Genomic DNA, 25,525 nt, shown 5'->3' with positions numbered 1-25,525 from the left:
GGTTAGGGGCAGCCGCTGCCGGCAGGATAGGGCCCGACGGCGGCCGGCAGCTTTCCGGGGGCCGCCGCCTTTCCGGCCAGCACGGCGGCCAGGGCATCGAAAGCGGCGTCGGTCCGGCCGTAGAGCGCGATCTTGACCGGCGCCGGGGAACCCTGCAGCGGCCAGGGGGCATCCAGGGTGACGGCGATGTCGCCGCCGGCGGGGGCTCCGCCGTATCCGATGAGGCTGACCAGGGGTCCGGAGCCCACGGCAATGCCTGCCCGGGCGGCCGCCCCTTCGAACCGTTCCTTGTCCCCAGGTCCCCCGCCGGCTACCCGGACAGCTCCGGGGACCAGCGGTCCGCTGCAGCTGCCGGCCAGGATAGTGACGGCGGAGCCGGAGACCTTGGCGGACAGTGCCGCGCCACTCCCTGCGGGAGCAGGGGCGGAACCCCTTCGCCCTTGCCAGATCATCATGGTGGCTACCCGTGTGGCGGCCTCATCCAGCCGTTCCTTCGGCAGGGCCCCGGAGGCCACAGCCTGGACTATTGCGGCGTGCGCCTGCGCGGCGTCGGCCGGCATGAGCAGCAGGTCGGCACCGGCGGCAAGGGCAGAAACGGCGGCGGAACCGGCCGGGTACTGCTTGGTGACGGCCCCCATATTCAGGGCATCGGTTACCGCTACACCCTTGAAGCCGAGGCCACGCAGCGCGGCGTAAGTCTTGGATGAGAGCGACGCCGGCACGCCGGGTTCCAGCGCAGGCACGGCGATGTGCCCGGTCATCACCATCGGCAAGCCGGAATCGACGGCAGCCTGGAAGGGCTTCCAGTCCCGGCCGCGCAACTCCTCCACGCCGGCGTTCTGGAGCGGGAGGCTCAGGTGCGAATCGGCGGTGACCGAACCGTGGCCGGGAAAGTGCTTGACGGTGGGGAGCACCCCGGCGGCAAGCATGCCCTGGGCGAATGACACGCTCTGCGTCGCCGCAGCTGACGGGTCACCGGACATGGACCGGGCGCCGATGGTGGGGTCTTTAGGGCCGATGGTGACATCCGCGTCCGGGGCGAAGTCCAGGTTGAAGCCCAACGGGGCCAGCTCCCCCGCGACGCCATGCCCGGCGTCCCGCGTGAGGGCCGCGTTCCCCGCGGCACCGTAGCTCATCGGCGTAGGCCATTCGGTCAGCGGCGTTCCCAGCCTGGCTACGATCCCACCTTCCTGGTCCACGCCGACGATGCCCGGCCATTGGTCACCATCGGCGGTGGTTGCCCGGGAGAGCCGCTGGTTGGCTGCCGTCATGGCGGCAACGTCCACTTTCCCCTGCGGGTCGCGGGGAACGTTGTCGCCCATGATGATGCTGCCGGCCAGGTGCAGCCGTTCGATGGCGGCTGCCTGCGCTTCCACCTGCTGCCCGCCGTAGGACGGGAGCAGGACCTGGCCGGCCTTTTGCTCGGGTGCCATGGCTGCCACCGCGGCCGCCGCCGCGTCCTGGTCGCGCTGCTGGGGGCCCCAGCCCAAGGGCCGGGAACCCGGATCAGGTGACGGAGACGCCGTGGTTGGTGCCGGCGTCGTACGCGGTACTGACGGGGACGCGCCGGCCGGCGCCGACGCGGAAGCCGACGGCGATGATGCCGGCGTTGAGGGCGCAGGAGCGGACGGCCCAGCCGTGCACGAGGCCAGGGCAACGACGGACAGGGCCGCGATCAGGGGGAGGGTTTTGTGGGTACTGTCACGCAGGCGTTGGAACGGGGACATCATTATGATGCTACCCCTGCGCTATAGACTTGAAACACCCGTTCGTTTGCCGGCACGTCCCGGAAGCGGCACCAGCCAGCGGCATCCCGGACAGTGAGGAAATGCGTGAAGATCGACTTCGCACCATCGAGGCAATCAACCCTTGGTGTTGAGTGGGAACTGGCGCTGGTGGACGGCCGCACCGGCGAACTCGCGTCCGTCGCCAATGAGGTGCTCCGCGGTGTTGCCTCCCGCCATCCCGAGCTGAACGAGGATGACGAACACCCCCACATCAAGCAGGAACTGCTGCTGAACACGGTGGAACTGGTCACGGGGATCTGCGAGACCGCAGCCGAAGCGAAGGAAGACCTCGGCCGTTCCGTCGCCGCCGTCCGGGAGATCACCGATCCCATGGGCGTGGAGCTCTTCTGCGCCGGAAGCCACCCGTTCAGTCCGCCGCAGCTGCAGCCCGTGACGGACAAGGCCCGCTACGCCAAGCTCATTGACCGGACGCAGTGGTGGGGCCGCCAGATGGTCATCTATGGCGTGCACGTCCACGTGGGCCTTGACCGCCGGGAGAAGGCCCTCCCGGTGCTCGACGGGCTGGTCAACTACTTCCCGCACTTCCAGGCGCTGTCCGCGTCCAGCCCGTTCTGGGGCGGCGAGGACACCGGCTACGCCTCGCACCGTGCCTTGATGTTCCAGCAGCTGCCCACCGCGGGGCTGCCGTTCCAGTTCCCCTCCTGGTCCGAATACGAGTCCTATGTCCAGGACATGTTCACCACGGGGGTGATCGACACCATCTCAGAGATCCGCTGGGACATCCGGCCGGTGCCGGCCCTGGGAACCATCGAAATGCGCATCTGCGACGGCCTGGCCACCCTGGAGGAAGTAGGGGCCATCGCGGCCCTTACCCAGTGCCTGGTGGACGAGTTCTCCACCACCCTGGACAACGGCGGCACTATCCCCACCATGCCGCCGTGGCACGTCCAGGAAAACAAGTGGCGCGCCGCACGCTACGGCATGGACGCCATCATCATCCTGGACGCCGCGGGCAAGGAGCAGCTGGTCACGGACCACCTGCTGGAAACGCTGAACCGGCTGGAGCCCGTGGCGGCGAAGCTGGGCTGCCAGGATGAGCTGGCCGACGTCGAGAAGATTATCCGCCGCGGCGCCGGGTACCAGAGGCAGCGGCGCGTAGCGGAGGACAACGGCGGCAACCTGCAGGCCGTGGTCCTGGACCTGGTCAAGCAGATGCGCAGCGGCCCCACCGCCTGACTGACAGCTTCACCCAAAAACACAGTTGCCCTATCAGATAAGGCTCCTAAACCAGTGGTTTAGGAGCCTTATCTGATAGAGCATCAATGGGTTTGCCGGGTGGTCAGGCCGGGAGGGAGACCGAGGTAACGGGCATCGAGGAGTCCGGTGCGAAGCCGATCCCACTGGGTTCGGCACCTGCCATGACCAGCTGTGCCCCCAGCGCGGCCACCATGGCACCGTTGTCCGTGCACAGGTCCAGCGGCGGGACGTGCAGCCGGATCCCGGCGGACGCGCAGCGCTGCCCGGTCAGTTCCCGCAGCCTTGAGTTGGCGGCTACGCCGCCGCCCAGCAGCACATCCTTGATGCCGTACTCCCGGCAGGCCAGCACGGCCTTTGACGAAATCACGTCCACCACAGCTTCCTGGAAGGCCGCGGCGATGTCAGCCACCGGGATTTCTTCCCCTCGTGCTTCAAACTGTTCCACGCACCGGGCCACGGCGGTCTTCAGCCCGCTGAAGGACCAGTCGTAGCGGTGTTTACCCGGTTCTTCGGCCGTTCCCATGTACTTGGGCTGGCTGAGGCCGCGCGGAAAGCGGATTGCCTTCGGGTTGCCGGTACGGGCCACTTTGTCGATGGCGGGGCCGCCCGGGTAGCCGAGGCCCAGGATGCGGGCCACCTTGTCGTAGGCCTCACCGGCGGCGTCATCGATGGTGGAGCCCAGCAGTTCCACGTCGCTGGTGATGCTGTTGATCCGGAGGATTTCGGTGTGGCCGCCGGAGACCAAGAGGGCGCCGAGATTCTCGGGCAGAGCCTGTTGTTTCCCGGTTGCCCGGTCGTCCAGGAGCCCCACGCCCACGTGGGCCACCAGGTGATTGATGGCGTACAGCGGTTTGCCGGTGGCCACGGCCAGGGCCTTCGCGGCGCAGACCCCCACCATCAGCGCTCCCGCCAGGCCCGGGCCTGAAGTCACGGCGATGGCATCGATGTCATCCAGGGTTGTGCCGGCCTCAGCGAGGGCCTGTTCCAGGGTGGGGACGAAGGCATCAAGGTGCGCGCGGGAGGCGATTTCGGGGATGACGCCGCCGAACCGGACATGCTCGTCCATTGATGAGGACACCGTGTTGGCCAGGAGCGTGGTTCCCCGGACAACGCCGACGCCGGTTTCGTCGCAGGAGGATTCGATGCCCAGCACCAGTGGCTGCGTGCGGTTCATGGCCGGATTCCTTTGCTTGGGGATTCTGTTTCTGCCTCCGGCACCAGCGCCAGCCGCATGATCAGGGCGTCCACGCCGTCGCGGTAGTACCGGGGGCGGACATGGATTTGTTGGAAACCAAAGCGGAGGTACAGCCGCTGGGCCCGCGGGTTGTCGGCGCGCACTTCCAGCAGGACGTCCGCGGCACGCCGCCTGCGGGCCTCCTCGATCAGTTCGGTGAGGAGGGTGCTGCCGATGCCACGCCCCTCGCGGTGCGGCACGACGGCTATCGTCTGGACGTCCGCGATGGGTTCAATGCACATGAGCCCGGCATAACCGACGATGCCGTCCGGCCCCTCGGCCACCAGGTAGCGGCGGGTTTCCGGCTGGGCCAGTTCGTCGAAGAACATCTGCACCGGCCAGGCGTCCACCGGAAACAACTCCTGCTCGAGGGCGCTGACGGCGGGGATGTCGGCCTCCGTCATCTCCCGGATGGCGATACCTTCCCGGGAGCCGGGCCGGGTCTCCGGAATCCCATCCGGCCCGGCGGCGCTCACAGTGCCCTCTTCCGCGGCCCCGGAACCTGGGCGTCGGATTCCCGAAGGTACAGGGGCGTGGAGTCCAGGAGCCCCGCGCCGGAAGCCAGCCTGGCCAGGGCAAACTGCCCCAGGTACAGGGCGTCCGGCTGCTCACCGGCGAACTCGGGGTCCGCCCGGAGGGCGTCCGCGTACAGTCCGGCGCCTGCACCGTAGGACGGCAGGTCCGGCAGGTCCGCGGCGAAACCGACATGCGGCCCGTCTTCGAGCACCGGCAACTGACCTTCCGCCAGGCTGTAGCGGGCCCAGTACACCTCCTTGCGGCGCGCGTCGGTAACCACCAGGAACTCGGGGGAAGCCGCCGTCGATTCGGCGACCTCCAGGGCTACCGCATCGAGGCTCATCAGGCCGTGCAGGGGCTTGCCCCAGACGAAGGCCAGGGTGCGTGCGGTGGCGATGCCGGACCGCAGGCCGGTGAACGGGCCCGGTCCCACGCCCACCACCAGGGCGTCGATGTCTTCGCCCGCGACGCCGGCGTCGGCCAGCATTCCGGCGATGCCCGGGGCCAGCACCTCGGCGTGGCTGCGGGTGTCTTCGGTGGAGAAGTTGGCAACGACGCCTTCCGGGGCATCATCGGAGACCAGGGCTGCGCTGGCCACGGCCGAGGTGTCGATGGCGAGGATCAGCATTGGTTGATCCCCCCTGCCGCGTCCAGTTCCGGGGCGTCCGCCCACCGTGGGCCGTATCCGCGCATCACGATGGTGCGTGGCTCGTCGGTGTCGTCCGTATCGAAATCAAGGCTTTCGGGTGCGCCGTCCGGTCCGGCGTTCGAAGCATCACCTGTCCCGGTGGCAACGGACCCACGGCCGAACCCGCCGCCAAGGCCAATGGCACGGTGCAGGTCGATCTCCAGCCGGTTCTCGCTCAGGTGTTCCACCCGGTCGTGGCCCCACTCCACCACTGTCACGGAAGTGTCCATGGTGTTCTCAAGGTCGATGTCGTCCACTTCAGCCGCGGATCCGAGGCGGTAGGCGTCCACGTGGACGAGGTCCGGTCCGCCGGGGCGGGGACCGTCAGGGAGGTTGGGGTGGATGCGGACCAGCACGAAGGTGGGGGAAATGATGCCGGAGCGCACTCCCAGTCCCTCCCCAAGCCCCTGAGTCAGCGTGGTCTTCCCCGCACCCAGCTCACCGGAGAGCACCACCAGGTCCCCGGCGTCCAGGATCTGCGCCAGCCCAGTGCCAAGCGCATGGGTCTGGTCCGCCGTCGTGGCCGTATAAATCTTTTCCCAGTTGGCCTCCGCCGGCTGGCCGGGCGTGTGGTTCGCGGCGCTCACAGGGCCCCCTCCTTGCCGGCGGCAGACGCATTTCCGCCGCCGGATGTGTCCTGTTCGTTGATGAAGCGGCGCGGCACGCGCGGACTGATCCGGGTGACGATCTCATAGTTGATGGTCCCGGCGGCGCGCGCCCAGTCATCAGCCGTGGGACCGCCGTCGGCACCGCTGCCGAAAAGCTCAGCCTCGGCACCCAGCAAAACAGCCGCCTGGACGCCCGGGCCGAGATCGATGACCATCTGGTCCATGGCGATGCGGCCCACCACCGGGTAGGTGGTTCCGGCCACCCGGACCGGGCCGCCCGTGGCAACCCGGGGGATGCCGTCGGCGTAGCCCAGCGGGATCAGGCCCAGGGTGCTGGCACCGGCAGTCCGGTAATGGAGCCCGTACGAAACTCCCTGCCCGGCGGGGACGGCTTTGCACTGGGAAACTTTGGTCCGCAGCGCCATCGCCGGCCGCAGGCCGAGTTCCGCGGAGGTCTGCCCGTCGAAGGGCGAAAGCCCGTAGACGCCCAGGCCCACGCGCACAAGGTCGAAGTGGGTGTCCGGCCGGGACAGGGTGGCGGGGGTGTTGGCCAGGTGCCGGACTTCGGCATCCACCCCGGCGTCCTCGGCCACCGCAATCGCGTCGCGGAAGGCTGCCAGCTGGTGGTCGGTTTCGGGGCGTTCGGGTTCGTCGGCGACAGCGAGGTGGGAGAAGATGCCCACTACCCGGAGCAGGCCCTGGTCCTGGTATTCCATCGCTTCGCCCACCAGGGTGTCCCAATACTCAAGCGTGGCACCGTTGCGGCCCAGCCCGGTATCCACCTTGAGGTGGATCCTCGCCGGGCGTTCCTGTTCGCGGGCTGCGGCAACAATCCGTTCGAGTTCCCACCCTGAGCAGCCAATGTCGACGCCGGCCGCCACTGCCGCGCCGAAGTTGCTGTCCGTGGTGTGCAGCCATGCCAGCAGCGGCGCGTCGATCCCGGCAGCCCGCAGGGCGAGCGCCTCGGAGATGTGCGCCACTCCCAACCAGGCGGCGCCGGCCTCCAGCGCGGCCCGGGCAACCGGGACGGCACCGTGACCGTAGGCGTCGGCCTTGACCACGGCCATGACCTTGGCCGGTGAGGCAGCGGCCGCGAGCCGGCGGACATTGTGCCGAATGGCGTCCAGGTCGATCACGGCAGATCGCTCGTAGTGGGGATCGTTCACTGAGGCAGCGCTGATTTCACCGGTTGGGGCGGGGTAAGTCACGGTAGTGATTCTAGTAGGGGTGCCTGCGGCCGAATAATCGGACGCCCGGCGCCGCGGAATGCCGGACGGCACTGTTGAAGCGCCAGGGACTGTTCGTAGCAGCTGCTCAGGCGTCCGAGAGGTGGGCGATGGTGGCTGAGGCCCTGCGCTGGGCAGCCTGCGGGACGTCCTGGATGATCTCTTCCAGGAACCCGAAGCGGCGCAGCCACTGGCTCATTTGGCGCTCCGGCCGGGCGTTGGCGCGCTTCCACCAGTCGGCAATGTCCCCCCAACCGGGGGCAGCCAGCGAGCCGCCCACTTCCTGCACCGCCAAGGAGGCGCACAGGTTGGCGAACCTCAGCCGGTTGCCCAGCGGCCAGCCGGCCAGCGTGCCCACAATAAACGCGGCGTCAAAGCAGTCGCCTGCTCCGGTGGGGTCGAGCGCCTTGACGGGCAGGGACGGTACCCACTCCTCCTCCCCCGTTTCCGAATCGACAGCGAGCGCCCCCTGGGGCCCCAGGGTCACCACGGCCACGGGGACCCGGTCCGCGAGCGCGTACAGGGCAGACCAGGCGTTGTCCTTCCCGGTCAACGCCATGGCCTCACGCTGGTTGGGCAGGAACGCGTGGAAGTACTGCAGGTTTTCCAGCCGGACCGGCGCCCATTCGCCGGTGGGGTCCCAGCCCACGTCACCGAAGAGCTTGACGCCGGCACCGTGGGCGGCGCGTGCCCAGGGTTCCACTTCCAGGCCCACCTCCGCGATGCCGGCAAGGGTGGGCGGCGGCTCGCCGATGAGCTCAGAGGATGTGACCGGGGCGGCATGCCCGTGGGTGATCATGGACCGGTCCTTCTCTACGCACAGCGACACCGTCACCGGCGAGTGCCACCCCTCCACCCGGCGGGACAGGCTCAGGTCCACGCGTTCTTGGCCGGCGAGGATCTTCCAGTTGAAGTCCCCGTAGCCGTCGTCGCCGAAGACCGCGGCCAGGCCGGTCCGCAGCCCCAGCCGGGCGGCGGCGATGGCCTGGTTCGCCACCCCGCCCGGGCAGCTGCCCATGCCGTCGCTCCAGATTTCCGTACCCGGTTCAGGGCCGTGCGGCAGCCCGGTGAAAATGATGTCCTGGAAGACGGTTCCGGCCAGGAGGAGATCGAACCCGGGCCCGGAGTGTTTCCGGACCGAGGCCAGCGGATCAAAAGGGCGTGCCGGCATCGCGTCCATGTCCGGCACACTACGCCCTGCCACGGACATCCGGTAGAGCAGCGCCCGGGCCCACCCTAGACTGCTGGGTATGCGGCTTCTGATTGCCGGCGGCGGGGGTTTCCGGGTGCCGCTCATCTACCGGGCGCTGGTTTCGGGCCGCTTTGCCGGGCTGGTCACCGAACTGGTGCTGTACGACGTCGATCCCGCCCGCCTGGCGGCCGTCACCACCGTGCTGCACAGCATGCCGGCCGGCCCCGGCCCCCGGCTTACGGTCCGGGCCACCACCGATCTGGCCCACGCCCTTCCCGGAACGGACATGGTGTTTGCTGCCATCCGTCCGGGCGGAACAGCCGGGCGGATCGCGGACGAGAAGGTGGCCCAGGATTTGGGGCTGCTGGGGCAGGAAACCACGGGCGCGGGCGGTATCTCCTATGCGCTGCGGACCATTCCGCACATGGTGCACCTGGCCGGCCTGATGGCCAGGCACTGCCCCGGAGCCCGCCTGATCAACTTCACCAACCCGGCAGGCATGGTCACCGAGGCCCTCGTTCCCGTGCTGGGGAACAGGGTGGTGGGCATCTGCGACTCCGCAGGCGCCCTGGTACAGCGCGCAGCACACGCCGCAGGAGCTAACCTGCCGGAGGGAAGGCTCGACGGCGTGGGCTACTTCGGGCTGAACCACCTGGGCTGGCTGTACCGGCTGGAGTCCGGCGGCCGTAACCTGCTGCCGGGGCTCCTGGCCGATCCCGCCGCCCTGGCCTCCTTCGAGGAGGGCCGGCTGTTCGACCAGCCGTTCCTGGCAAGGCTCGGCATGCTGCCCAACGAGTACCTGTACTACTACTACCGGCGCGACGCCGCCCGGCTTGCCATGCAGTCAATGCGCCAGACCCGCGGCGAGAGCATCCACGAACAGCAGCAGGACCTCTATCCACGCCTCACGGGCGCCGGGAAGGACGCATTCGGTTTGTGGGATGCAGCCCGCCGCTCCCGCGAGGAGGGCTACCTGGCCGAGGCACGCCCGGAAGGCGCGCAACGGGACGAAGACGACCTCGCCGGCGGCGGGTACGAACGCGTGGCGCTCGCCGCCATGCGGGCGCTCTCCGGGGCCGGCGGGACGCAGCTGATCCTGAACACCCGCAACGCCTTGGACCCAAGAACCCACGAACCGGCCATTCCGGGACTGCCCGCGGACGCCGTCGTCGAACTTCCCTGCAGGGTGACGGCCGACGGCGCGCTGCCGCTTCCGCAGCAGGCTCCCCCCGCGCCACAGCTCCGGTTGCTGCGGCAGGTAAAAGAGGTGGAGCGGCTCACGGTCCAGGCTGCCACTGCCGGCGACCGGGGCGCCGCCCTTGCTGCCTTCGCGCAGCATCCGCTGGTGGAATCGGAGGAACTGGCCGGCCGGCTCCTGTCCGGCTATGAGGAAGCATTTCCGGAACTGCGGGCATTGTGGCGCGGTGACGGGGCGGCTGCGGCTCCGGTTGCCTGAAGGAGTAATGTTTTACCGAGCGCGCACCGACCGGCTACCCGGAAAAGGTGCGCCCGAAACACGCGCCGGCGGCCGGAAGGAGGTCCCTTGGCATTGATCCGCAGGGTGGCCCTGCTGTCACTCCACACCTCGCCCATGGAACAGCCGGGTTCCGGCGATGCCGGTGGCATGAACGTCTACATCCGTGAACTGGCCTCTGCCCTGGCCGAGGCCGGCGTCGAAGTCGAGATCTTCACGCGTGCCACCTCGGCCGGCCAGCCCGCCGTCGAACATCCGGACCCCGGCGTCTGCGTGCACAACGTCCTGGCCGGACCGCCGAAGAAGATTCCCAAGGAAGAACTGCCGGGCCTGCTGCACAGCATGGTCGAGGAGATCGAACAGATCCGCCGCCGCCAGCCGCACGGCCGCTATGACGTGATCCATTCGCACTACTGGGTGTCCGGCATCGCCGGGTTGGAGCTCTCAGAACTGTGGGGCGTGCCGCTGGTCCACACCATGCACACCATGGCCAAGGTCAAGAACCTCCTGCTCGAATCCGGCGAACAGCCCGAGCCGAGGCGGCGCGAGGTGGGCGAGCACCACATCGTGGACGGCGCGGCACGCCTGATCGCCAACACCAGCTCCGAGGCCGCAGAGCTCGTGTCGCATTACGGTGCGGACTACGACCGGATCGACATCGCTCCCCCGGGCGTGGACCTGGCCACCTTCACCCCGGCTTTCCGGACCAAAGCGCGCAAGGACCACGGGATCGATCCGGGGACGTTCCATCTCCTGTTCGCCGGCCGGATCCAGCGGCTCAAAGGCCCCCAGGTGCTGATCAAGGCCGCTGCCCTGCTGCGGCAGCGGCGTCCGGACATCGATCTGCGGCTCACCGTCCTGGGCGAGCTCAGCGGCAACAAGGAGTTCAACCTTCGCAAGCTCGTGGCAGACGCGGAGATGGACGACGTCGTCACGCAGCTTCCGCCCGTCACGGCGCCTGAGCTTGCGGCCTGGTTCCGCGCGGCCGACGTCGTGGTGATGCCATCCTTCAGCGAATCCTTCGGCCTGGTGGCCCTGGAAGCCCAGGCCTGCGGCACCCCGGTGGTGGCCACCCGGGTGGGCGGACTCTCCCGCGCCATCTTCCACGGCCGGACCGGGCTGCTGGTGGACGGCCACCACGCGGCAGACTGGGCGGACGCCTTCGAGGCCCTCTACGACGATCCCGGCACGCGGGAAGACATGGGCCGGGCCGCCGCAATCCGCGCCCAGAACTCCGGCTGGTCCCGCACGGCCGCCATCACGCTCGAAAGCTACCACGCCGCCGTCGACCGGCACGTGGGCCACCTTGTGCCGGCCGTTCCTGTAACCTGACGCCATGACCGGCGTTCCCAGCGACCTCGAGATAGCACGGGCAGCACGCATCAGGCCCATCGAAGACATTGCCGCTGCCGCAGGGGTGAACGCCGCAGCGCTGGAACAGTACGGGCGTTACAAAGCCAAGATCGATCCCGCCCGCCTGGACGCACCGCCCCCGCACGGCAAGCTGGTGCTGGTCTCGGCCATGTCCCCCACGCCGGCCGGGGAAGGAAAGTCCACCACCACCGTGGGGCTGGCTGATTCCCTGGCGCGGGCGGGCCACAAAGTGATGATCGCCCTGCGTGAGCCCTCGCTGGGCCCGGTCCTGGGGATGAAGGGCGGCGCCACCGGCGGAGGCTCCTCGCAGGTGCTGCCAATGGACGAGATCAACCTGCATTTCACCGGCGATTTCCACGCCATTACCTCTGCCAACAACGCCCTGATGGCACTGGTGGACAACCACATCTACCAGGGCAACGCCTTGAACATCGATCCGCGGCGCATGACGTTCAAACGCGTCCTGGACATGAATGACCGGGCCCTGCGGGAGGTGGTGATCGGCCTCGGCGGGCCGGCGCAGGGCGTACCGCGGCAGGACGGGTTCGACATTACCGTGGCTTCCGAGATCATGGCCGTATTCTGCCTGGCCACGGACCTGGCCGACCTCCGCGAGCGCCTGGGCAGGATCACCTTCGGATACACCTATGAACGCAGCCCGGTGACGGTGGCGGACCTGGGAGTACAGGGAGCGCTGGCCCTGCTGCTCAAGGAAGCAATAAAACCCAACCTGGTGCAGACCATCGCCGGCACACCCGCGCTGGTCCACGGCGGCCCGTTCGCCAACATCGCCCACGGCTGCAACTCCCTCATCGCCACCCAGACCGCACGGCGGCTGGCGGACATCGTGGTCACCGAGGCCGGTTTCGGGGCCGACCTGGGTGCCGAAAAGTTCATGGACATCAAGGCGCGGATTGGCGGGCTGGCCCCGTCCGCCGTCGTGGTGGTGGCCACCGTGCGCGCACTGAAAATGCAGGGTGGCGTAGCCAAGGACCAGCTGACCCGGCCGGACGTGGCAGCGCTGGAGGCCGGCGTTGAAAACCTGCGCCGGCACGTGCACAACGTGGAGAAGTTCGGTGTGACGCCTGTGGTGGCCATCAACAGGTTTGCCACTGATACGGCCGAGGAACTGGACTGGCTGCTGGCGTGGTGTGCCGCGGAAGGTGTTCCAGCTGCCGTGGCCGATGTGTGGGGCCGGGGCGGCGGCGGTGACGGCGGGGACGAGCTCGCCGCGCTGGTGGCCCGCGCTCTGGAGGCGCCCGGCCGGTTTCGACACCTGTACCCCCTGGAGCTCTCTGTGGAGGACAAGATCCGCACCATCGCTCAGGAGATCTACGGGGCCGACGGCGTGGACTTCTCCGTCCCGGCCCTGAAACGGCTGGCCGATATTGAGCGCAACGGCTGGGGCGGGCTTCCGGTGTGCATGGCCAAGACCCAGTACTCCTTCACCGACGACGCCACCCGGCTCGGCGCACCCAAGGGCTTCACCATCCACGTCCGCGAGCTTCTGCCCAAGACCGGCGCCGGCTTCATCGTGGCGCTGACCGGCGCGGTGATGACCATGCCGGGTCTCCCCGCCGTCCCGGCCGCGCTCCGCATGGACGTGGACCCCGACGGCAACCCGGTGGGACTCACCTAACCCCGCCCCTCCCCCGGTTGCCTCGTCAAGGCCCGCGACGCCGTCGAAATGATCCGTGCCGGTGCGGACTCGGCACCTGAGACTTTCCTGCGCCTGGCGCTCGTCGAGGCTGGCCTTCCAGAGCCGGAACTGCAGGTCCGAATCGCCCCGGACGATCCGCACTCCCCCGCGTCGAACTTGGGCTACCGCCAGCAGCGGATCGCAATCCAGTACGACGGCGGCCACCACCTTACGAGGGAACAGCAGTCCAGGGACAACTACCGGGACGAATGCTTCCGAGCGGCCAACTGGAACTACTTCAAGTTCAACGCTGACGACCTGGTCCAGGATTTCCGGTGGGCAGTCCGCCGGGTCCGGGCCGCCTTCCGCGACTCCTGATCGGCAGTTGCGCTATCACTTGTGGTTGCTAACCCGGGAGTTTAGGGACGTTATCTGATGGGGCAACTGAGGGTTTACCCGCCGATCGGCGCCTCGGAGAAGTGAGACGTACACGGCACCCACGGTCAGCATCACCAGCGCTGCAACAAAGACGGCGGTTCCGGGATCGGCCAGGAGCAGCCTCGGGATGCTGCGCCCAGGAACCCCTACAGCAAACCCGAAAGCAATAGCGATGCCAATGTAGCTGCCAATCATGTTGCCCCAATGGGCAGGGATATTACGCCGCACCGCGCTGACCAGCCCGAGGGTGACGGTGACGATGGTGAACGCGGACAGCCCGTGGAGCCAACTGAAATGCCCGTCTCTGACGATCCAGAAACTGCTGAAGCACACGTAGTACATGGCGGTCACCCACAAGTAGCCCATGGTGCGGTGAACGCGGTCGCGCCGCCGCCGGAGGATCTGCACGGGTCCGATCGCCAGGACAAAGAGTGCCGCAACAACGTGGCTGACCAGTAAGACATTCCATTGCTCCATAGCTCTAAGATAGAGCCACTATCCAGTAGAAGTACATCAAGATAGTGGACCGTCGGTCCGCTACCTTATCGGAGGCGGCATGCAGCTGAAGGAGTTGAGCGATGCCACCGGGACATCCCCGGCCAGCATCAAGTACTACCTGCGCGAGGGGCTCCTGCCACCCGGGGAGTCCGTGCACGCAACCCGCGCCAGCTATTCCGACAGGCATGTGAAGCGGCTGAACCTGATCCGGGCGCTGCGCCAGATTGTGCAGCTTCCTATCGAGCAGATCCGCAGCATCTTGGTGTTGGCGGACGACGGCGTTCCGCACCTGACGTTGCTGGCCCACGTCCAGCGCGTGGTCCTGAAGCTTGGAACAGAAGGTGGCGAGGTTGCGCGCACGTCCGCGGCAGACGCCGTCGTACGCCTGCGGAACTGGCCCGACGTGGACAGCGACGCCCGCGACGCGCTCAACCGGCACATCTCCCTCATGGAGGGGCTGGGTATCGGACTGCCGCCGGACCTGCTGGATCAGTACAGCAGCGCGGTGGACTCCATCGCCGGGTTTGACCTGGCAGCGACAACCGAGGGGAAGGACACTGACAGCGTCATCCTGACCGCCGCTGTTGGAATGCACATGCATTCGGAGCTGATGCTTAAGCTCCTGGCCCTCGCACAGGCCAGCCACGCCATCCGCCGCCTGGACGACCGGCAGATGCCCCCTTAAACGCGCGTTGCCCTATCACTTTTGGTCCCTAAACACGGATGTTAGGGACTAAAAGTGATAGGGCAACGGGTAGGTGCTTAGCGCTCCAGGTCGCCGCGGATGAAGGCCTCGACCTTTTCACGGGCGAGGTCGTCGTTGAACTGCTCCGGCGGAGACTTCATGAAGTAGCTCGAGGCGGAGAGCAGCGGGCCGCCGATGCCGCGGTCCAGGCCGATCTTGGCGGCGCGGATGGCGTCGATGATCACGCCGGCTGAGTTGGGCGAGTCCCAGACTTCCAGCTTGTACTCCAGCGACACGGGGGCGTCACCGAAGTTGCGGCCTTCCAGGCGGACGAAGGCCCACTTGCGGTCGTCAAGCCACTGGACGTAGTCGGACGGGCCAATGTGGACGTCCTTGGCAGCAAGCTCAGCCTCGACGTTGGAAGTGACAGCCTGGGTCTTCGAGATCTTCTTGGACTCGAGGCGGTCGCGTTCCAGCATGTTCTTGAAGTCCATGTTGCCGCCAACGTTCAGCTGGTACGTGCGGTCCAGGGTGACGCCGCGGTCCTCGAACAGCTTGGCCATGACGCGGTGCGTGATGGTGGCACCGATCTGGCTCTTGATGTCGTCGCCCACGATCGGCACACCGGCGGCGGTGAACTTGTCCGCCCATTCCTTGGTGCCGGCGATGAACACGGGAAGGGCGTTAACGAAGGCAACGCCGGCGTCAATGGCGGCCTGGGCGTAGAACTCGGCAGCGGACTGGGAGCCGACGGGCAGGTAGCAGACCATGACGTCAACGTCGGCGTCCTTGAGGGCCTGAACCACGTCAACGGGCTCTTCTGTGGATTCCTCGATGGTCTCGAGGTAGTACTTGCCGAGGCCGTCCAGGGTGTGGCCGCGCTGGACCGTCACACCGGTGGGCGGAACGTCGGCAATCTTGATGGTGTTGTTTTCGCTGGCGAGGATGGCATCGGCGAGGTCGTTGCCCACCTTCTTGCCGTCGACGTCGAACGCGGCCACGAACTGGACATCGCCCACGTGGTACTGGCCGAACTCAACGTGCATGAGGCCCGGGATAGTCGCCTCGGGGTCGGCATCCTTGTAGTACTGGACGCCCTGCACCAGCGACGCGGCGCAGTTTCCTACGCCGACGATTGCGACACGGATCGGATGTGAAGACACGGAACTCCTTAGGACAAACGTCAGCCGGCCTGGTAGTGCGTCGGGGAAATTGCGACGGCGGCCGGCTGGGACAGCGCCGCGCGGCGCCTATTCATAGTACCCAACACAGCGGGACCGGCTACTGTTCCGCCGGTCCCGCTGCGTAAGAAAAGGGCTCTCGTCAGACAGTCTGTTTCCATAGGTTGATGTCCGATTCGACAGCGAATTCATCGATGGCGGTCAGTTCGTCAGCGCTGAATCCGAGGTTGTTGACGGCGGAGAGCGTGTCCTCCAGCTGGCGCACGCTGGAGGCTCCCACCAGCGCGGAGGTTACCGGGGAGCCCTTCGGCTGGTCCCTGAGGATCCAGGCGATGGCCATCTGGGCGAGCGTCTGGCCGCGGCCTTCGGCGATGGCTTTCAGGCCCAGGATGCGGGCGAGCTTCTCATCCGTAATGGCGTCCTCGGACAGGAACCTGGCCTTCGCTGCGCGGGAATCGTCCGGGATGCCGTGGAGGTAGCGGTCGGTGAGCATGCCCTGTGCCAGCGGGGAGAAAGCGATGGATCCTGCCCCCACCTGGTCGAGCGCCTCGTAGAGGTTGGGGGTGCCGTTCTCGGTCCAGCGGTTGAGCATGGAGTAGCTGGGCTGGTGGATGAGCAGCGGCGTGCCGAGGTCCTTGAGGATGCGGGCAGCTTCGATGGTCTGCTCCGGGGTGTAGGAGGAGATGCCCGCGTAGAGCGCCTTGCCCGAGCGGACCGCGTGGTCGAGGGCGCCCATGGTTTCTTCCAGCGGGGTTTCCGGGTCCGGCCGGTGGCTGTAGAAGATGTCCACGTAGTCCAGTCCCATGCGCTCCAGCGACTGGTCCAGGCTGGAAAGCAGGTACTTCCGTGAGCCCCACTCGCCGTAGGGGCCAGGCCACATGTAGTAGCCCGCCTTCGTGGAGATGACCAGCTCGTCGCGGTACGGCTTGAAGTCGTCCTTGAGGTGCCGGCCGAAGTTGGTCTCCGCGGATCCGTCCGGCGGGCCGTAGTTGTTGGCGAGGTCGAAGTGGTTCACGCCAAGGTCGAAGGCCCGGCGCAGGATGGCGCGCTGTTCGTCGAACCGCTTGTCGTCACCGAAGTTATGCCAGAGGCCCAGGGAAATCGCCGGGAGCTTCAGGCCGCTTTTGCCGACACGGCGGTAGGGCATGGATTCGTAGCGGTCTTCCGCCGCTGAATAAGTCATGGGTTCCATCCTGCCAGCTGTGACGGGCACAACAGACGGCTGGGGAAAAGTTACGCCGCGGGCTGACAACGCCAGCCCGCGGCGTAACGCAACAGATCCGGAACCGCTAGGACTTAACGATGGCAGCGCTCCACGGCGCCAGGGCGAGGGAGTCACCGTCCAGGCTTGTTCCCTCGTCCGTCGTCAGCAGGAGGGAGCCGCCGGCACCGTCCAACCGGACCTTGGCGTCCGCGAAGTTCAGCAGCACCTCGACGCTGCCGCGGCGGAACCGCAGCCACCCGGAGTCGTCGTCGTACGTCACATCCGTCTCGCCGAAACCAAGTCCGGCCAGCTCCGGATGCTCCCGCCGAAGCGCGGTGAGGGACTTGTACAGCTCAAGCAGGCGGGCGTGGTCGCCTGTAGCGGCCTCGTCCCAGTTGAGCTTGGACCGGCGGAAGGTTTCCGGGTCCTGGGGATCGGGCACGACGGCGGGATCCCACCCCATGCGCTCAAATTCCTTGATGCGCCCTTCCGCGGTGGCCTTGCCCAGCTCGGGTTCCGGGTGGGAGGTGAAGAACTGCCAGGGCGTGGTGGCCCCGTATTCCTCTCCCATAAACAGCATCGGCGTGAACGGCGAGGTCAGCGTCAGAACCGCCGCAACCGCAAGCTGCCCGTAGGACAGCGACTGCGAGAGCCTGTCCCCCGTGGCCCGGTTGCCGATCTGGTCGTGGTTCTGGTTGCACACCACCAGCGCCGCCGGGGTTACCAGCGAGGCGTTGATGGGCCTGCCGTGGTGACGGCCGCGGAAGCTGGAGTAGCTGCCGTCGTGCAGGAAGCCGTCTTTCAGTACCTTGGCCAGCACGGCCAACGACTCGAAGTCGGAGTAATACCCGGTGGTTTCGCCGCTGACGTTGACGTGGACGGCGTGGTGGAAGTCGTCGCTCCACTGCCCTTCCAGGCCGTACCCGTTGGCGTCCCGCGGGTAGATCAGGCGGGGGTTGTTCAGATCGGACTCCGCAATCAGCGTTTTGGGGATTCCGGTCTCGGCGGAGACGGCGTCGCCCAGGGCACCGAATTCCTCGAGGATGTGCACCGCCCGTTCGTCCCGCAGTGCATGCACGGCGTCGAGGCGGAGCCCATCCACGTGGTAGTCCCGGAGCCACAGTGCGAGGTTGTCCAGGATGTATTCGCGGACGACGTCGGAGCCTTCTCCGTCGAGGTTGACGGAGTCGCCCCACGTGTTGGCGTCGCCCTGTTTCAGGTACGGGCCGAACTTGGGCAGGTAGTTGCCGCTGGGCCCGAGGTGGTTGTAGACAACATCCTGGATGACGCCGAGCCCGGCCGCGTGGGCTGCGTCGACGAACCGCTGGTAGGCAGCAGGCCCGCCGTAGCCCTCATGGACGGCGTACCACTGCACGCCGTCGTAGCCCCAGTTGTGGGTCCCGTTGAACCCGTTGACGGGCAGCAGCTCCACAAAGTCGACGCCCAGGTCCGCGAGGTAGCGGAGCTTCCCGGCGGCGGCGTCCAGGGTTCCCTCCGGGGTAAAGGTGCCCACGTGCAGCTCATAAATCACCGAGCCGGTGAGTTCCCTGCCCGTCCAGCCGGAATCCTGCCACGAGTATGCGGCTGGATCGAACGTCCGGGACAGTTCGTGGACTCCTGCGGGCACCCGCCGGGACCGGGGGTCCGGCAGCGGGTGGCTGTCGCCGTCGAGCAGGTAGCCGTAGTCCACTTCGCCACTGGCAGGCGCGTCCGGCGCCGTCCACCAGCCCTCGGTTCCGGGCGCGGTGTCCTTTTTCGACATGGGATATTCACGGCCGCCCGCCACGAGGGTCACCGAAGAGGCGTCCGGCGCCCAGACGTCGAAGCGTTCGGGTCCTTGATTGACCAGGGTCATGCGTTTCCTCCATCCACAGGGACCAGCAGGGCCACCGGGTAGGTACCCAGGACGTCAGCCACCAACACGGTGCCCGCACCAAATTCGGCGCCCGTCAGTTCGTCACGCATTGCAGCGGGAAGTTCGACGGCGGTATCGCGCCAGCCGCCGTCGGCTGCCAGTCCGGCAGGGAGCCGGGTGGCCAGGGTCACCGCGCCGGGGGTGCCGGCGGCCGCGCCGCGGGAGAAGGCCAGCACATGTCCTGCTGCAGCACCGCTGGCCGTCACCGGGACGTAGCCCTCGAAGAGCTCCGGCCGGTCCCTCTTGAGGCGGAGCGCCCGTGTGGTGGCCAGGAGTTTACTGGCCTCCGTTCCCGCCTCGGGCAAGGTGCCGGCGTCGATCTTCGCAAGTTCGGCTTCCCGGAGTGCAAAGTCCACCGGGCGCCGGTTATCGGGATCGGTCAGGGACCGTTCCCAGAATTCGCTGCCCTGGTAGACGTCGGGGACGCCGGGCATGGTCAGCTGGACCAGCTTGGCGGAGAGCGAGTTGGAGGCTGCAAAGGCATCAATGCGTGCCACGAAATCCTCCACCACCCTGGCTACGCCGGCGTCGTCGAACACCGCATCCACGGCGGCCTTCACCCGTGACTCGAAGTCCTCATCCGGGTCGGTCCACTTCGTTGAGTTGCCGGCCTCGCGGGCAGCCTTTTCCGCGTAGCCCTGGAGCCGTTCCCGGCTGGCGGGCCAGGCGCCGACGATGGCCTGCCAGAGCAGGTTTTCGTAGGGGCCGTCCGGGATGGGAGCCAGTTTCCGGAGGGTGTCCAGGGTGGCGGCCCACTCCCCCGGCAGCTCGGCGATTACGGAGATCCGTGCCCGTGCGTCCTCGCTACGCTTGGTGTCGTGCGTGGACATGGTGGTCATGGACAGCGGCAACTCGTCCTGCCGCCGGCGCATCCGGTGATGGAACTCCTCCGGGGACACAGCGAACTCGGTGGGTTCTGCGCCCACCTCGGTCAGCGTGCCCAGGCGGGTGTAGCGGTAGAACGCGGTGTCCTCCACGCCCTTGGCCATCACCATGCCGGAGGTCTGCTGGAACCGGACCGCGATGGGATTGGCCGGGTCCAGCAGCAGCGGAAGGAGCGTCCCCACTGCCACGGCGAGGTCCGGACGGTGTTCGGCAGCAGACTCGCAGGCTTCCTTCAGGACCTCGGCCCCGGTGGGCAGGTAGCTCCGGTACACAGGGAAGGAGGCAATGACCTCGGCCAGGGCGTCGGCCGCTTCCTCCACTGCAAGTCCGTTTGATTCCGGGACCAGCCGGGCCAGCCGCAGCACCTCGGAACGGAGGATGCCATCGGCGATCATCCGCTTGGTGCCGCGGATCATCTCCGCGTAGTCGGCGGCCTCTGGGGCGCCTCGCAACGCAGCGTCCAGCGCGTCCAGGGGCTGTTCTCCGGCAGGATCCACAAACACCCGGTCCACGTCGGCGAGCGCGTCGTACCCGGTGGTGCCCTCGCAGGCGAAGTCCCCCGGCAGTACCTCGCCGGGTTCCAGGATCTTCTCCACCAGGACGTAGGCTCCGCCGGTGAGGTCCTTCAGCCACCGCAGGTAGCCTGCGGGGTCGGCCAGTCCGTCCGGGTGGTCCACGCGCAGGCCATCCACCAGGCCTTCGGTGAACCAGCGGCCAACCTCGGCGTGGGCTTCTTCGAAGACGGCCGGGGTTTCCACCCTGATGCCGGCCAACGTGGTCACCGCGAAGAAGCGGCGGTAGTTGAGCTCGGCGTCGGCACGGCGCCAGTCCATCAGCTGGTAATGCTGGCGGCTGTGCACCTCCTGCGGGGAGTCCCCGTCGGAGTACGTACCTTCGGCCAGGGGGAACCGGTGGTCGTAGCACCGGAGTTCCCCGTCCTTGACTTCCAGCTTGTCCAGGTCCGCGTCGGAGCCCAGCATCGGGAGCCGGACCTTCCCGCCGCCCAGGTCCCAGTCGACGTCGAAGGCCTCGGCGTACCGTGACCCGCGGCCCTCCTTCAGCAGGGACCACCACCACGGGTTCTGCACCGGGGTGGCGACGCCCACGTGGTTGGGCACGATGTCCACCAGCACACCCATGCCGTGCTCGCGGGCAGCCTTGGAGAGGGCCAGCAGCCCTTCCGGGCCGCCGCGTTCGGGGTCGACGGCGGATGGATCGGTCACGTCGTAGCCGTGGTCCGAACCCTGTTCCGCCGTGAGGATGGGCGACAGGTAGACCCAGTCCACACCGAGTGACTTCAGGTACGGGACCTTCTCGGCGGCGTCGAACAGGGTGAAGCTTTTCCTGATCTGCAGCCGGTACGTGGAAGCGGGCGTCCTCATGCCTGGGTTTCCTTATCGGCGCCCGTTGCCTTTGCCTCGCTGACCTCGGCCGCCTTGGTCTGGGCTTCCACCATCTCCTCTTGGGCTTCCTCGTGCTCCACCATGGAAGCAAGGGAGGCGGCAGCGGACAGGTCCACTTCGGCCTCGGGGCCGGAGTAGGCGCGCAGTACCACCATGGACTTGGCGTCCAGGGTCAGCGTGGCGCCGGCCTTGAGCGGCTCGTAGGCGTCAGCCTGGGCGGCGGTGTCGATCAGGACCTCCCAGTACTGCGAGTACTCGTCCGACGGCAACAGGAAATCCACATCGTCGTCGTGGGCGTTGAAGGCCATCAGGAAGCTGTCGTCGGTGATGCGGCGGCCCCGGGAATCCTGCTCCTGGATACCGTCGCCGTTGTAGAAGACGCCGATGGTCCGGCCGAAGCCGCTGCCCCAGTCCTCGGGCAGCATTTCGGTGCCGTCGGTCTTGAGCCAGACGATGTCGGGCAGCTTCTCGCCCTCGCCGCGGCGAACGGGCCGGCCGTCGAAGAAGCGGCTGCGGCGGAAGGTGGGGTGGTCGTGCCGGAGCTTGGACACGAACGCCGTGAACTCCACCAGGGGCTGGTCCATGGCTTCCCAGTGGATCCAGCTCAGCTCGGAGTCCTGGCAGTAGGTGTTGTTGTTGCCCTGCTGGGTGCGGCCCAGTTCGTCGCCGTGCAGGACCATCGGCACGCCCTGGGAGAGGAGCAGGGTGGCGATGAAGTTCCGCTGCTGGCGTGCGCGCAGGGTCAGTACCTTCTCGTCGTCGGTATCGCCCTCGGCCCCGCAGTTCCAGGACCGGTTGTGCGATTCGCCGTCGTTGTTGCCTTCGCCGTTGGCGTCGTTGTGCTTCTCGTTGTAGGAGACCAGGTCCCGCATGGTGAAGCCGTCGTGGGCGGTGACGAAGTTGATGGAGGCGACAGGGCGGCGCGCGGAGCTCTCGTAGAGGTCGGCGGAGCCGGTGAGGCGGGAAGCGAATTCCCCCAGCGTGGACGGTTCGCCACGCCAGAAGTCGCGTACGGTGTCGCGGTACTTTCCGTTCCATTCCGTCCACTGCGGCGGGAAGTTGCCCACCTGGTAGCCGCCGGGGCCAACGTCCCACGGCTCGGCAATCAGCTTGACCTGGGAAACGATGGGGTCCTGCTGGATGAGTTCGAAGAACGTGGAGAGCTTGTCCACGTCGTAGAACTCGCGGGCCAGGGTGGAGGCAAGGTCGAAGCGGAACCCGTCGACGTGCATCTCGGTAACCCAGTAGCGCAGGGAGTCCATCAGCAGCTGCAGGGAGTGCGGGTGGCGGACGTTGAGCGAGTTGCCCGTGCCGGTGTAGTCCATGTAGTGCTTGAGGTCGTTGTCCACCAGCCGGTAGTACGCCTGGTTGTCGATGCCCTTGAAGGACAGGGTGGGGCCCAGGTGGTTGCCTTCGGCCGTGTGGTTGTACACGACGTCGAGGATGACCTCGATGCCCGCCCGGTGCAGGTCGCGGACCATGGCCTTGAATTCCTGGACCTGGTGCCCCACGTCGCCGGTGGAGCTGTAGGTGTTCTGCGGTGCGAAGAAACCGATGGTGTTATAGCCCCAGTAGTTGTTGAGGCCCTTCTCCTGCAGGGTGCCGTCGTTGACGAACTGGTGCACCGGCATGAGCTCGATGGCCGTGACGCCGAGCTTCTTGAGGTGCTCGATGACCGCAGGGTGTGCCACGCCTGCGTACGTGCCGCGCTGCTCTTCGGGGATCTCCGGGTGCAGCTCGGTGAGGCCCTTGACGTGCGCCTCGTAGATGACTGACTGGTGGTACGGGACCCGGAGCTGCCGGTCACCGTCCCATTCGAAGAACGGGTTGATGACCACGCCGTGCATGGTGTGGGCGGCCGAGTCGGCGTCGTTGCGCGAATCCGGGTCACCGAACTCGTAGGAGAAGAGGGCCGGATCCCAGTCGATCTGGCCCTGGATAGCTTTCGCGTACGGGTCCATCAGGAGCTTGTTCGGGTTGAAGCGGCTGCCGTTCGCAGGCTCGTACGGTCCGTGGACACGGTAACCGTACTTCTGGCCGGGCTGGATGTGTGGCAGGTAGCAGTGCCACACGTAGCCGTCCACCTCGGTCAGTTCGATCCGCGTTTCGGTGAGGTCGTCAGCCAGGAGGCAGAGTTCCACCCGTTCGGCCTGTTCGCTGAACAGTGCGAAATTGGTGCCGGTGCCGTCAAAGGTAGCTCCCAGCGGGTAGGCAGTTCCAGGCCAGACTTCCATCGTGCTCCTCATTTGTTGGTCAGCAGCAGAGGACATCGGAACGCCCCTACTGCCGGTGCGAACTAATGCCTACCGTAATGGTTGGCTGTGACTATTACGTTTCCAGGCTCCAGAGTTACTAAGCATGCTGACTTTACCCCAGATTTCGGGTATGGCCTCCGCGACCGCACCGGCGGTGATCGGACCGCCGGAGCGAGCGTCCGACGCCGCCCTCCCGGCGATGCCGTGCAGCGCAGCTCCCAGCGCGGCCAGCGCGGCCCAGCGGCCGTCGTCGTCAATGCCCAGGGAGCGGCAAGGTTCGACGGCGGAGTCCGCCTGGGCGAGCAGGGCGCCGACGACGCCGGCCAGCACGTCGCCGCTGCCGGCAGTGGCAAGCCACGGCGTGCCGTCGGCCTGGCTGAAGGCCTCGCCGCCCGGGGCGGCCACCAACGTGGCTGGACCTTTGAGCAGGACGGTGGCCCCGGTCAGGCCGGCTGCCTTCCGCACGGCGTCGAAGGTGGCGGCTTCCACGGCCTTGCGGTCGCCAAACCGGCCATCAGCTTCGCCTTCCAAGCGCTTCAGGAGTGCGGCGAGCTCGCCGGCGTGCGGGGTCAGCACCACGTGCGGCGCGAGCCTTGAGGGCAGGGACGGCAGCGCGCCGGCGTCGGCCACAACGGGCAGCCCCGATTCGATGGCATCGCGCGCCCGCGCAAGCTGTTCGTGGTCCTCCGGCCCCATGCCCGAGCCCACCAGCCAGGCCTGCACGCGGTTGTCCGCCACGGCTCCGTCACTGCACACCACTTCCGGGCAGGACTGGCGCACCAGGTCTGCCACCTCTGGCGGGCCGAGGTACCGGACCATGCCCACACCGGCGGCAAGTGCGCCGCGGCAGGCCAGCACGGCAGCGCCCGGGTACTGTACGGAGCCGGCCACGATGCCCAGGACCCCGCGCGAGTATTTATGCGCCCGGCGGGCGGGGTGCGGCAAAAGGCGGGAAATCTCTGCCTCCCCGAGCCGGCGCAGGACCGGGGCGGGAAGGTGTTCTTCGATGCCGATGGCAACCACGTGCACCCTGCCGGCATGGTCCGCGCCCGGGTCAGCCAGCAGCCCTGCCTTGGCTCCCCCGAACGTCACAGTCAGGTCGGCGGGCAGCACCGGTCCGGCAGCCTCGCCGGTATCTGCGTTGACACCGCTGGGCAAGTCGCAGGCCACCACGAAACCGTTGCCGCCGTCAGTGCGGCGCGCCTCAAGGACGGCTTCCACCAGGGCGGCAGCGCTCCCCCGCAGTCCGCCTTTCGCACCGGTGCCCAGGATGGCGTCAATGACGACGCCGGCATGTGCGGTTTCAGCGGCCAGCGGCTCAAGTGCTTCTCCGGTCAGTTCCTCCGCACGGCCGCCGGCGCTCCGGAAGGCAGCCAACGCCGCCGGGTGCGCCGTGCCGCCGGTGAGGACCGCCGTCGTACGCATCCCGCGGGCCGCGAGGAAGGCTGCGGCATAAAGGCCATCGCCGCCGTTGTTGCCCTTGCCGGCCAGCACCACCAGGCGGGTGCCGTAGATGCGGAGCCCGCGGGAACGAAGCTCAGTAATGACCGCGTTGGCGAGGCCGTGCGCCGCGCGCTGCATCAGGACGTCACCGAGGCCGGCGGCGAGGAGCGGCTCCTCGGCGGCACGGACCTGTGTTCCGCTGTAGGCGCTGATCATTATGGAAGGTCCCTGCGGGCGGGCCCGGTCAGCCCTCGGCCAGGACCGTTGCCGTGGCGATGCCGCCGTCATGGCTGATGGACAGGTGCCAGCGCTTGACGCCCTTGGCCTCCGCGACTGCCAGCACCGTGCCTTTGACCTGCACGGTGGGCCCGTTGTGGTCCAGGCCGATCCAGCAGTCCTGCCAGTTCATGCCGGCCGGCGCACCCAGGACCTTGGCCACGGCTTCCTTGGCGGCGAACCGGGCGGCCAGGGACCGGGTGTTGAGCTCACGCTCGGCGGGCACGAAGAGCCGGTCCCGGAGGCCCGGTGTCCGTTCCAGCTGGCGGCCGAACCGCTCGATGTCTACTACGTCTACCCCAATGCCAACGATCATGGGACTACTCTACGGCGGCGCAATACGCGCGGAGGACGTTGCGCGCCGGTCGTGGGTGTTATCCGCCATC

Annotated in this window: 22 protein-coding genes; 6 read left to right on the top strand and 16 right to left on the bottom strand. The window is 67.6% G+C overall.

Annotated elements, in window-relative coordinates; all coding sequences use genetic code 11:
* Nucleotides 1–2 precede the first annotated feature (2 nt).
* Together UC32_RS02440 and UC32_RS20680 are read right to left on the bottom strand one after the other, a co-directional pair.
* Complete coding sequence (locus UC32_RS02440; protein ID WP_045729870.1) at nt 3–1,433, bottom strand: glycoside hydrolase family 3 N-terminal domain-containing protein; 1,431 nt, start codon at nt 1,431–1,433, stop codon at nt 3–5.
* Between the two features lie 73 nt (nt 1,434–1,506).
* Nucleotides 1,507–1,644, bottom strand: a complete 138-nt coding sequence (locus UC32_RS20680) for a hypothetical protein (protein ID WP_161797255.1) — start codon at nt 1,642–1,644, stop codon at nt 1,507–1,509.
* Nucleotides 1,645–1,832: 188 nt separating this feature from the next.
* Between UC32_RS20680 and UC32_RS02435 the strand changes: the two genes are divergently transcribed.
* On the top strand, nt 1,833–2,984 hold the full coding sequence (locus tag UC32_RS02435; RefSeq protein WP_045729627.1) for a glutamate--cysteine ligase: 1,152 nt from the start codon (nt 1,833–1,835) through the stop codon (nt 2,982–2,984).
* Nucleotides 2,985–3,087: 103 nt separating this feature from the next.
* On the opposite strand, the gene tsaD is transcribed toward UC32_RS02435, so the two are convergent.
* From tsaD to UC32_RS02405, 6 genes are all read right to left on the bottom strand, one after another.
* Nucleotides 3,088–4,179 (bottom strand): tRNA (adenosine(37)-N6)-threonylcarbamoyltransferase complex transferase subunit TsaD, encoded by a 1,092-nt coding sequence (gene tsaD / locus UC32_RS02430; protein WP_045729626.1) that lies wholly within the window; start codon nt 4,177–4,179, stop codon nt 3,088–3,090.
* On the bottom strand, nt 4,176–4,643 hold the full coding sequence (rimI, locus tag UC32_RS02425) for a ribosomal protein S18-alanine N-acetyltransferase (protein WP_045729869.1): 468 nt from the start codon (nt 4,641–4,643) through the stop codon (nt 4,176–4,178). Before rimI ends, tsaD begins: the two co-directional genes overlap by 4 nt.
* 68 nt (nt 4,644–4,711) lie before the next feature.
* Complete coding sequence (gene tsaB / locus UC32_RS02420; RefSeq protein WP_045729625.1) at nt 4,712–5,383, bottom strand: tRNA (adenosine(37)-N6)-threonylcarbamoyltransferase complex dimerization subunit type 1 TsaB; 672 nt, start codon at nt 5,381–5,383, stop codon at nt 4,712–4,714.
* A complete protein-coding gene (gene tsaE, locus UC32_RS02415) occupies nt 5,377–6,030 on the bottom strand; it encodes a tRNA (adenosine(37)-N6)-threonylcarbamoyltransferase complex ATPase subunit type 1 TsaE (RefSeq protein ID WP_045729624.1) in 654 nt (217 codons plus the stop codon). The genes tsaB and tsaE overlap by 7 nt, the downstream gene beginning before the upstream one ends.
* Nucleotides 6,027–7,259 (bottom strand): alanine racemase, encoded by a 1,233-nt coding sequence (alr, locus tag UC32_RS02410; RefSeq protein ID WP_045729623.1) that lies wholly within the window; start codon nt 7,257–7,259, stop codon nt 6,027–6,029. Before alr ends, tsaE begins: the two co-directional genes overlap by 4 nt.
* Nucleotides 7,260–7,365: 106 nt before the next feature.
* A complete protein-coding gene (locus UC32_RS02405) occupies nt 7,366–8,457 on the bottom strand; it encodes a carbohydrate kinase family protein (RefSeq protein ID WP_045729868.1) in 1,092 nt (363 codons plus the stop codon).
* Between the two features lie 70 nt (nt 8,458–8,527).
* On the opposite strand from UC32_RS02405, the gene UC32_RS02400 reads away from it, so the two are divergent.
* From UC32_RS02400 to UC32_RS02385, 4 genes are all read left to right on the top strand, one after another.
* Entirely contained in the window at nt 8,528–9,925 is a 1,398-nt protein-coding gene (locus UC32_RS02400; RefSeq protein ID WP_045729622.1) for a family 4 glycosyl hydrolase, read from the top strand.
* 87 nt (nt 9,926–10,012) lie between these two features.
* Nucleotides 10,013–11,275: a D-inositol-3-phosphate glycosyltransferase gene (gene mshA, locus UC32_RS02395; protein WP_045729621.1), complete on the top strand. Its 1,263-nt coding sequence runs from the start codon at nt 10,013–10,015 to the stop codon at nt 11,273–11,275.
* A 4-nt stretch (nt 11,276–11,279) separates the two neighbouring features.
* Nucleotides 11,280–12,956, top strand: coding sequence for a formate--tetrahydrofolate ligase (locus tag UC32_RS02390; protein WP_045729620.1), 1,677 nt, complete (start codon nt 11,280–11,282; stop codon nt 12,954–12,956).
* A 48-nt stretch (nt 12,957–13,004) separates the two neighbouring features.
* Nucleotides 13,005–13,334, top strand: coding sequence for a hypothetical protein (locus UC32_RS02385; protein ID WP_235423565.1), 330 nt, complete (start codon nt 13,005–13,007; stop codon nt 13,332–13,334).
* Nucleotides 13,335–13,349: 15 nt separating this feature from the next.
* Here the strand turns inward: UC32_RS02385 and UC32_RS02380 are convergent, their stop codons facing one another.
* Nucleotides 13,350–13,871, bottom strand: coding sequence for a DUF2306 domain-containing protein (locus tag UC32_RS02380; protein ID WP_045729619.1), 522 nt, complete (start codon nt 13,869–13,871; stop codon nt 13,350–13,352).
* Between the two features lie 79 nt (nt 13,872–13,950).
* Between UC32_RS02380 and UC32_RS02375 the strand changes: the two genes are divergently transcribed.
* A complete protein-coding gene (locus UC32_RS02375; RefSeq protein WP_045729618.1) occupies nt 13,951–14,577 on the top strand; it encodes a MerR family transcriptional regulator in 627 nt (208 codons plus the stop codon).
* Nucleotides 14,578–14,654: 77 nt separating this feature from the next.
* Here UC32_RS02375 and UC32_RS02370 read toward each other — a convergent pair whose 3' ends face one another.
* The 7 genes from UC32_RS02370 to UC32_RS02340 form a co-directional block, all read right to left on the bottom strand.
* Nucleotides 14,655–15,740: an inositol-3-phosphate synthase gene (locus UC32_RS02370; protein ID WP_045729617.1), complete on the bottom strand. Its 1,086-nt coding sequence runs from the start codon at nt 15,738–15,740 to the stop codon at nt 14,655–14,657.
* A gap of 160 nt (nt 15,741–15,900) precedes the next feature.
* Nucleotides 15,901–16,941 (bottom strand): L-glyceraldehyde 3-phosphate reductase, encoded by a 1,041-nt coding sequence (mgrA, locus tag UC32_RS02365; protein WP_045729616.1) that lies wholly within the window; start codon nt 16,939–16,941, stop codon nt 15,901–15,903.
* Nucleotides 16,942–17,047: 106 nt separating this feature from the next.
* Nucleotides 17,048–18,817 (bottom strand): malto-oligosyltrehalose trehalohydrolase, encoded by a 1,770-nt coding sequence (gene treZ, locus UC32_RS02360; RefSeq protein ID WP_045729615.1) that lies wholly within the window; start codon nt 18,815–18,817, stop codon nt 17,048–17,050.
* Complete coding sequence (treY, locus tag UC32_RS02355; protein WP_045729614.1) at nt 18,814–21,144, bottom strand: malto-oligosyltrehalose synthase; 2,331 nt, start codon at nt 21,142–21,144, stop codon at nt 18,814–18,816. The genes treZ and treY overlap by 4 nt, the downstream gene beginning before the upstream one ends.
* Nucleotides 21,141–23,399, bottom strand: coding sequence for a glycogen debranching protein GlgX (gene glgX / locus UC32_RS02350; protein ID WP_045729613.1), 2,259 nt, complete (start codon nt 23,397–23,399; stop codon nt 21,141–21,143). Before glgX ends, treY begins: the two co-directional genes overlap by 4 nt.
* Nucleotides 23,400–23,468: 69 nt before the next feature.
* On the bottom strand, nt 23,469–25,079 hold the full coding sequence (locus UC32_RS02345) for an NAD(P)H-hydrate epimerase (RefSeq protein WP_045729612.1): 1,611 nt from the start codon (nt 25,077–25,079) through the stop codon (nt 23,469–23,471).
* 28 nt (nt 25,080–25,107) lie between these two features.
* Nucleotides 25,108–25,455 carry a holo-ACP synthase gene (locus UC32_RS02340; protein ID WP_013601780.1) on the bottom strand — a complete coding sequence of 116 codons (348 nt, stop codon included), beginning with the start codon at nt 25,453–25,455 and terminating at the stop codon, nt 25,108–25,110.
* Nucleotides 25,456–25,525: the final 70 nt, after the last annotated feature.

It is taken from the genome of Pseudarthrobacter chlorophenolicus, from assembly GCF_000962805.1.
GTDB classification, from domain to species: domain Bacteria; phylum Actinomycetota; class Actinomycetes; order Actinomycetales; family Micrococcaceae; genus Arthrobacter; species Arthrobacter chlorophenolicus_A.
The sequence above is the reverse complement of the archived record's forward strand: the minus strand, read 5'-3'. Positions and strand labels throughout refer to the sequence as shown.